Below are 7610 nucleotides of genomic sequence, written 5' to 3'. Positions count from 1 at the left end.
CTCGAGGCCATCGTCACCGCTGAGGTGGGCGGCTCGGCCCTGTTCGCGTCGCGTTTCCGGGAGTGTGCTGCCCGGGGGCGGGGGCGTGCCCGGGCGCCCCCCCCCCCCCCCCCCCCCCCGGTGCAGAGCTCAGGTACTAGTCGTCGCCGCGCAGGATGGCGAGGATGCGGATGATCTCCACGTACAGCCAGACCAGGGTCACGGTCAGGCCGAAGGCAGCGGTCCAGGAGTAGCGCTGCGGAGCGCCCGCCTTGACGCCCTGCTCAATCGAGGTGAAGTCCATGATCAGTGAGAAGGCAGCCAGGCCAACGGCCAGCAGGCCGATGATGATGCCCAGCGGGATGCCGGCGATCTCCACGCCGCGCACGCCCCACGGATCATCGACGACGCCGAAGATCATCAGGCCGACGTTGACCAGGGAGAACACCGCGTATCCAATGATCGCGATCATAAAGAAGCGCATCGCCTTGGGCGTTGCACGCACCTTGCCGCTCTTGAACAGGGCAAGGGTTACAGCGAAGACTGCCAGGGTGCCGACGACGGCCTGCAGACCAATGCCCGGGTACATGGCGTCGAGGACCTGGGTCAGGGCACCCAGGAACATGCCTTCGAGAAGTGCGTAGCCGAGGATCAGGCCCGGAACCGGCTCACGCTTGAAAGAGTTGACCAGGCCCAGGACGAATCCGCCCAGCGCGCCGACGATCATCAGCAGTCCGGCCATTCCGGGCAGGACGAACACGGGGATTGCCGCACCGAGCAGCACAACTGCCAGGCAGCCGAGGGTCTTCATGATGACGTCGTCGTACGTCATCCGTCCGGTCTCCTTCGGACCGGCCGCCGGTGCCGAGTAAAGGTTCTGCAGATCCTGCGGGCTCATTGGATCCTGCCCCGCAAAGGGGCCGCCTGCAGGAACGGTGGGCGCTCCGCCGCGGGTCTGGGAACGGAAATTCTTTCCGTTGAAAACCGGGTTGCCGCCTAGTGCCATGAAAGTGTCCTCCGTCTTGGGGGGCTTGGTTTAAAGTTCAGCCTACCAATCCCAACGTACGGGCGGGCTGGATGATTCCGGTCCGGCCCCACCGTTTGGTAACGGTTTGGTACCCAGGGGGACCAAAACAGGCTCCGGACTTCCATAATGAAGCACCCGGCGGAGTCGTTACCTGATCGCGACACAACCTCGCACATTGTGTCACCCCACCGAAACAATCGCCGGGTAGCATGATCACCATTCGTGACTGACATCACACAGGTCACATATAAATTGCGCCGAAAACGGCACATAAATACCCCCGGCGGAGGTAATTCACTTTGGGAAGAATATCGGCACTCGCCCGGTATATGGGGATGCTCGTGGCGGTGCTTGGCATATTTGCCGGCCTGTTGCTCGCCGCCCCAGCCGTGCATGCAACGACCGCTCCACCCCCGGCGTCGGAATCCCCGGCACCGGAGAGCAGTACCGAAGTAACAGCGCAGGACTCCGGCGGTTCCGGGGATGAAGTGACCGACGGCGCCGAGTACCAGGACCGCATCAGCGGCGTCCTGCGAAACGCCGGGGCACCGGTTGCCGGCGTCACCATCAAGGCGAGCGGCAACGGTTACGAAGCCGAGACGCAGACCGCCGAGAACGGTTCCTGGTCCATCGGGGTTCCCGAACAGGGTGCATTTGAGGTGGAGCTGGATGAATCCACGCTCCCCGAAGGCACGGCCCTGGCCGAGGGCCAGCAGAACCCGCGTACCGTGACTTTCGCCGGAACCTCGAACATCACCACGCTCTTCCTCCTGGGCGAAGGCATTGTCCTGCAGGGAGACACCTTCGGCACCAAGCTCATCGAGCGGGCCGTCGCCGGACTCAGCTTTGGACTGCTGCTGGCCCTTAGCGCCGTCGGGCTTTCCCTGATCTTCGGCACCACCGGGCTGACGAACTTTGCCCACGGCGAGATGGTGACCTTCGGCGCCGTGCTGGCGTTCGGTTTCTCCGCATTGGGCCTGCCGCTGTGGCTGGCACTAATACTGGCAGTGGTCGGAGGCGCAGGCCTTGGCTATGTGCAGGACGCCGGGCTGTGGAAACCGCTGCGCAAACGGGGAACCGGACTGGTTCCCATGATGATCGTGAGCATTGGCCTGGCGCTGGCGCTGCGCTACACCATCCTCTTCTTCTTCGGCGGGGCAACCCAGCAGCTTCCGGCGTCGCAGAGTCCCATGCTTGAACTGGGGCCGATCTCCATTTCGCGGAACAACCTGGTCTCGCTCGCCGTCTCGCTGGTCGTGATCCTGATTGTGGCCGCCCTGCTCCTGCGCACGCGGATTGGCAAGGCCACCCGAGCCGTCGCCGACAACCCGCCGCTGGCCGCGGCCTCGGGCATCGACGTCGACCGGGTGATCCGCATTGTCTGGATGGCCGGCGGTGCGCTTGCCGCGCTCGGCGGCATCCTCTGGGCGTATTACCGGCCCGGTGTCTCCTTCAACATGGGCCAGCAGATCCTGCTGCTGATCTTCGCGTCCGTGACCCTTGGCGGGCTGGGCACGGTCTTCGGCGCCCTGATCGGCTCGATCATCGTGGGCCTGTTCGTGGAGATCTCCACCCTCTGGCTCGAGGCGGACCTGAAGTACGTCGGCGCGCTGCTCATCATGATTCTCGTCCTCCTGGTTCGGCCGCAGGGTATCCTCGGCCGCCGAGAGCGCATAGGTTAGGGGCCTCGACATGGACTTTGGAAACATCCTGCTGGGTGCAGTCAACGAATTCTTCACACCCACCACTGCGGCCTATGCGCTGGCGGCCCTCGGCCTGGCCGTGCACTTCGGCTACACCGGCCTGCTGAACTTCGGTCAGGCCGGCTTTATGGCCATCGGAGCCTACGGCTTCGCCATCCCCACCCTGAGCTTCAATGCTCCGCTGCCGGTGGCGCTGCTGATTGCAATGCTCGCTTCCGTGGCCTTTGCGGTCCTTCTAGGCCTGCCAACGCTGCGCCTTCGGGCGGACTACCTGGCAATCGTGACCATCGCGGCGGCGGAGATCGTCCGCTATGTGGTGACCACCAACGGCCTGACGGCAGTCACCGGATCGGCCAACGGCCTGGCGGCGTTCGAGGGCGGCTTCTATTCACTCAACCCATTCGCGCCCGGACAGTACAATCTGGGCCCGTTCAGCCTGAACGAACGGGACCTCTGGATCCGCGTAGTCGCCTGGACCGTCGTTGCGCTGGCCTGCGTCGTGATCTGGCTGCTGGTCCGCAGTCCCTGGGGCCGCGTGGTCAAGGGCATCCGCGAGGATGAGAACGCCGTACGGTCGCTGGGCAAGAACGTCTATGCCTACAAGATGCAGGCGCTGATCATCGGCGGCCTGCTCGGTTCGCTGGCAGGCATCATCTTCACGCTTCCCCGCGGAGCGGTGCAGCCGGCAAACTACGGCACCGAACTGACGTTCTTCCTTTACACGGCACTGCTCCTCGGCGGCATGTCCACCGTACTTGGCCCGGTAATCGGCGCCATGATCTTCTGGGCCGTGCTCTCCCTGACCCAGGGCCTGCTCTACGGTGCCATCGAGTCCGGGGCGATCACTTTCCTGAACACTACCCAGGCCGGGCAGCTGCGTTACATCCTTGTTGGTGTAGCACTCATGCTGCTGATGATATTCCGGCCGCAGGGCGTGCTGGGCAATAAGAAGGAGCTGTCATTCGCATGAGCCATCAAGCAGAAAGCCCGCAGCCGGCCCGCCGGCCCGGTGCCCACGCTGCCGAGCCCGCAGCGGAAACCGTACCGGCCGGGGCCGCGCCGGCCGCGGCAGTCCCGTTGGATGCCGCACCGGCGGAGCCTGATCAGCACGCGAGCTGGGCCGGCAACAAGTACATGACCGATGACCGCCCGATTGCCGCCGACGTGATCGGTCCGGGCTGCCGCAAGCGCGATCCGATCCTCGTGGCCTCCAACGTGACCCGCACCTACGGCGGTATCCACGCCGTCGACGTCGAGCATGTTGAGATTCCGCGGAACAAGATCACCGCCTTGATTGGTCCGAACGGTGCAGGAAAGACCACGCTGTTCAACCTGCTCACCGGATTCGATACCCCGCAGTCCGGGGAATGGAAGTTCGAGGACCGCGACCTGGCAGGCGTTTCCGCCTACAAGGTGGCACGGCTGGGCATGGTCCGCACCTTCCAGCTGACCAAAGTCATGGGCAAGCTGACGGTGCTGGAAAACATGCGCCTTGGTGCCAACGAGCAGCCGGGAGAGGCCCTGCGGCGGGCACTGTTCCGGCCGCTCTGGAAAAAGCGCGAGAACGAAATCACCGAACAAGCCGACGCCCTGCTGGCGAAGTTCAAGCTCGACACCAAGCGCAGCGACTATGCCGCTTCGCTTTCCGGCGGCCAGCGCAAGCTCCTGGAAATGGCACGGGCACTGATGGTCAATCCCAAGCTGGTGATGCTGGACGAGCCCATGGCCGGCGTGAACCCGGCACTGACACAGTCGCTGCTGGACCACATCAAGAACCTGAAGGCCGAAGGCATGACTGTCCTGTTCGTGGAACACGACATGCATATGGTCCGGCACATTGCCGACTGGGTGATCGTGATGGCCGAGGGCAAGGTAGTTGCAGAAGGACCGCCGTCGGAGGTCATGAAGGACCAGGCCGTGATCGATGCGTACCTCGGTGCGCACCACGACGTGGATCTGGGCGATTCCGAGGGCTTCGAGAAGCTGGAAGCGGTCCTCGAGAAGGATCCGGGTTCAGACATACAGGGCGGCGAGGGGCTGGCCCCCGTGACCATCCAGGAACGTAAGGACATGGCATGACCGCTGAGAATTTCGAGGGCGACTCGGTCGTCAAGGTCACAGACCTGGTGGCCGGCTACATTCCCGGGGTGAACATCCTCAACGGCTGTTCGATCGAAGCCCGCCGCGGGGAATTGATCGGAATTATCGGACCGAATGGTGCCGGTAAGTCCACCCTGCTCAAGGCGATGTTCGGGCTGGTAAAGGTCCACTCCGGCACTGTTATGGTGCGCGGCCAGGACCTGACCGGGCTGAAGGCCAACAAACTGGTCAGCCGCGGCGTGGGGTTCGTTCCGCAGAACAACAACGTGTTCGCCTCACTGACTATCGAAGAAAACCTCCAGATGGGCCTTTACCAGCAGCCGAAGAACTTCAAGGAACGCTTTGAGTTCGTGGCGGAGCTGTTCCCGGAGTTGAAGAAGCGGCGCAGCCAGCGAGCGGGTTCCCTTTCCGGCGGCGAACGGCAGATGGTTGCCATGGGGCGGGCCCTCATGATGGAACCGGCCGTGCTGCTGCTGGATGAGCCCTCGGCAGGCCTCTCCCCCGTGAAGCAGGATGAGACCTTCCTGCGCGTTCATGAGATCAACCGTGCCGGCGTCTCGGTGATCATGGTGGAGCAGAATGCCCGGCGCTGCCTGCAGATCTGCGACCGCGCGTACGTGCTCGACCAGGGCAAGGACGCGTACACCGGAACCGGGCGTGAGCTGATGAAGGATCCCAAGGTCATCCAGCTGTATCTGGGCACCCTCGCCGATACGGCCTAGTCCCCAGCAGGCAGGTGCCCGTCCGGAGCTTCGACTCCGGGCGGGCACTTTGCTTTGATGCACTCCTGTTCCTTAGCCTTCCTTAGCGCCGTGTTTATCCCCTGCACCAGGTGCCCCACTCCGCGTGAGGTGGCCTCATGCCTGCCCTCACCCTCCCTCCCTCCGTCCGTCCGTCCGTCCGTCCGTCCGTCCGTCCGCACAGCAAAGGGCCCCTGCCGGAGCAGGGGCCCTTCGAGTGGTGCGGTAGTGATGCTGGTGAGTTCGCCTGTTTAGAGCTTGCCCACCTCGGACCGGCTGGGAACCGGCTTGTTGTCGGCATCGAACTGGTAGATGCCGATGTATGCCTCGGTCGGGTCGCCGTTCTCGTCGAAGCTGACGGGTCCTGAGTATCCGTCGTAGTCGATGTCCCCGCCGCCGCGCAGGATGGTTACGCAGCCGGCAAAGTCGAAGCACTTCTCGCCTTCAGCGGAGACACCCTGCAGTTCGGCGGCCATTGCTGTGCCGTCTGTGCTGCCGGCTGCTTCTGCGGCCAGGGCCAGCATGGTCACTGCGTCGTAGCTCTCACCTGCGTAGGCCCAGTCCTTCAGGGCCGGGTCGATGCCCAGCAGTGCGTCCTTGAAGTTGTCCGAAGCGAACGGACCCGGGATGGTGCCCTGGGCACCCTCAAGAGTTCCGGCCTCGAGGTCGGCACTGTAGTCGGAGGTGTTGCCGTCAACGAAGAAGATCTGCGACGGATCGACGCCCTTGCCGGTGAGCAGCGGTGCGATGCTCTTGGCCTGGTCGAAGCTGATGACCACGATTGCGTCCGGGTTGGCACTGGTTACAGTGTCCACCTGGCTGCTGAACTGCGAGTCACCTTCGTTGAACATCGATTCTGCGACAACCTGGCCGCCTGCGGCCTCGACCGAGCCCTTGATGTTGGACTGCAGGCCCGTGCCGTAAGCGTCATTGAGGACGATCATGCCCACGGTCTGGGCGCCGCACTCCATGATGTAGTTGCCCAGCGTACGGCCCTGGAGAACGTCGGAGGGAGCGGTACGCCAGTACAGGCCGTTGTCGTCCCAGTCGGTGAAGTCCGGGGACGTGTTGGCCGGCGAGAACTGGATGACTCCGGCGCCGGTGATCTGGTTGATGACAGTCTTGGAAACGCCGGAGGAAGCGGCGCCGATGATGGCGCTTACATCCTGGCTCAGCAGATCGGTGACGGACTGGGTGGCGATGTCCGTGGTGGTGTCGCCGGAGTCGCGGTGGACAACCTCAACCGGCTGGCCAAGGACGCCGCCCGCTGCATTGATTTCTTCAATGGCCAGATCAACGCCGGCGATTTCCGGCGGGCCGAGGAAGGCGAGGGCGCCTGTCGTCGGCAGCAGGGTCCCGAGCTTGAGCGGGGCATCCGTGGTTCCCGTGGAGGCGGGAACCGCTGAGGGATCGCCCTTCTCTCCGGGATCCTCGCCGGTGCCGCCTTGGCTTTCCGGGCAGGCAAGGACCGAACTGTTTGCTGCTGCTGACGAAGAATCCTCGGACGGTGAGGAGTCGGTTCCGGAGTCGCCGCTGCTGCCACAGGCTGAAGCGAACAGGGCAACGCCCAAGCCCAGTGCTGCCATCTTTGCTGCGCGGCCGTACCCATCCCCGAGGCCAAGCGGCCCGGTCTTGCGAAGTGCAGTCATGTAGTTTTTCTCCCCGATCGAAAGGCGGGTGCCTTTGATGCTGTTATCAGGTGTTCCTGATTAGAAGAAAAGCTAGTTGAATAATGTGTCGAAGATAAGAGGTTCCGGTTACAGCCTTGTAACACTCATCACACCTGTGACCTGCATGTTGCAGGATGCTCAGAAGCGTGGTTTAGGACGGCTCACTTTGTACCCCAGGTGGGACTCGAACCCACAACACACAGATTTTAAGTCCGCTGCCTCTGCCATTGGGCTACTGGGGCCCGCACACCGGAACAACGGCGTCAGAGCCGGGTTCGAAGCGCATAGACCAGCCTACTTGAGCGGCGCACAAGCACAGAAACTGCCCAGCGCCCAGCCGGTCAAAGAGCCCGCTTAAACCGCCAGCGGGGGGGGGGGGCGCGGGGCGGGG

General features: G+C 63.6%; 6 protein-coding genes and 1 tRNA gene. 4 read left to right on the top strand and 3 right to left on the bottom strand.

Annotated features, from left to right (window positions below):
* Nucleotides 1-136: 136 nt before the first annotated feature.
* Nucleotides 137-985: a Bax inhibitor-1/YccA family protein gene (locus TVC13_RS17725; RefSeq protein ID WP_422402451.1), complete on the bottom strand. Its 849-nt coding sequence runs from the start codon at nucleotides 983-985 to the stop codon at nucleotides 137-139.
* A gap of 350 nt (nucleotides 986-1335) precedes the next feature.
* Between TVC13_RS17725 and TVC13_RS17720 the strand changes: the two genes are divergently transcribed.
* From TVC13_RS17720 to TVC13_RS17705, 4 genes are all read left to right on the top strand, one after another.
* Nucleotides 1336-2688 (top strand): branched-chain amino acid ABC transporter permease, encoded by a 1353-nt coding sequence (locus TVC13_RS17720; protein WP_422402453.1) that lies wholly within the window; start codon nucleotides 1336-1338, stop codon nucleotides 2686-2688.
* 10 nt (nucleotides 2689-2698) lie between these two features.
* Nucleotides 2699-3679: a branched-chain amino acid ABC transporter permease gene (locus TVC13_RS17715; RefSeq protein ID WP_422402450.1), complete on the top strand. Its 981-nt coding sequence runs from the start codon at nucleotides 2699-2701 to the stop codon at nucleotides 3677-3679.
* A 164-nt stretch (nucleotides 3680-3843) separates the two neighbouring features.
* A complete protein-coding gene (locus tag TVC13_RS17710; protein ID WP_422402452.1) occupies nucleotides 3844-4788 on the top strand; it encodes an ABC transporter ATP-binding protein in 945 nt (314 codons plus the stop codon).
* A complete protein-coding gene (locus TVC13_RS17705) occupies nucleotides 4785-5531 on the top strand; it encodes an ABC transporter ATP-binding protein (RefSeq protein ID WP_422402449.1) in 747 nt (248 codons plus the stop codon). Before TVC13_RS17710 ends, TVC13_RS17705 begins: the two co-directional genes overlap by 4 nt.
* Before the next feature lie 269 nt (nucleotides 5532-5800).
* Here the strand turns inward: TVC13_RS17705 and TVC13_RS17700 are convergent, their stop codons facing one another.
* Nucleotides 5801-7198 carry an ABC transporter substrate-binding protein gene (locus TVC13_RS17700; RefSeq protein WP_422402448.1) on the bottom strand — a complete coding sequence of 466 codons (1398 nt, stop codon included), beginning with the start codon at nucleotides 7196-7198 and terminating at the stop codon, nucleotides 5801-5803.
* A gap of 190 nt (nucleotides 7199-7388) precedes the next feature.
* Nucleotides 7389-7461 (bottom strand) — tRNA-Leu (locus TVC13_RS17695).
* Between the last annotated feature and the right edge of the window lie 149 nt (nucleotides 7462-7610).

Origin of the sequence: Arthrobacter sp. 3Tela_A, from assembly GCF_049311025.1 — a bacterium.
In the GTDB taxonomy this organism is placed as follows: domain Bacteria; phylum Actinomycetota; class Actinomycetes; order Actinomycetales; family Micrococcaceae; genus Arthrobacter_B.
Note: the sequence above shows the minus strand (reverse complement) of the source record. Positions and strands in the feature narration are given on the sequence as shown.

Coding starts and splice junctions, on each gene's coding strand:
- TVC13_RS17710 (WP_422402452.1), top strand. CDS start 3,844: ATGACCGATGACCGCCCGATTGCCGCCGACGTGATCGGTCCGGGCTGC.
- TVC13_RS17720 (WP_422402453.1), top strand. CDS start 1,336: ATGGGGATGCTCGTGGCGGTGCTTGGCATATTTGCCGGCCTGTTGCTC.
- TVC13_RS17725 (WP_422402451.1), bottom strand. CDS start 985: ATGGCACTAGGCGGCAACCCGGTTTTCAACGGAAAGAATTTCCGTTCC.
- TVC13_RS17700 (WP_422402448.1), bottom strand. CDS start 7,198: ATGACTGCACTTCGCAAGACCGGGCCGCTTGGCCTCGGGGATGGGTAC.
- TVC13_RS17705 (WP_422402449.1), top strand. CDS start 4,785: ATGACCGCTGAGAATTTCGAGGGCGACTCGGTCGTCAAGGTCACAGAC.
- TVC13_RS17715 (WP_422402450.1), top strand. CDS start 2,699: ATGGACTTTGGAAACATCCTGCTGGGTGCAGTCAACGAATTCTTCACA.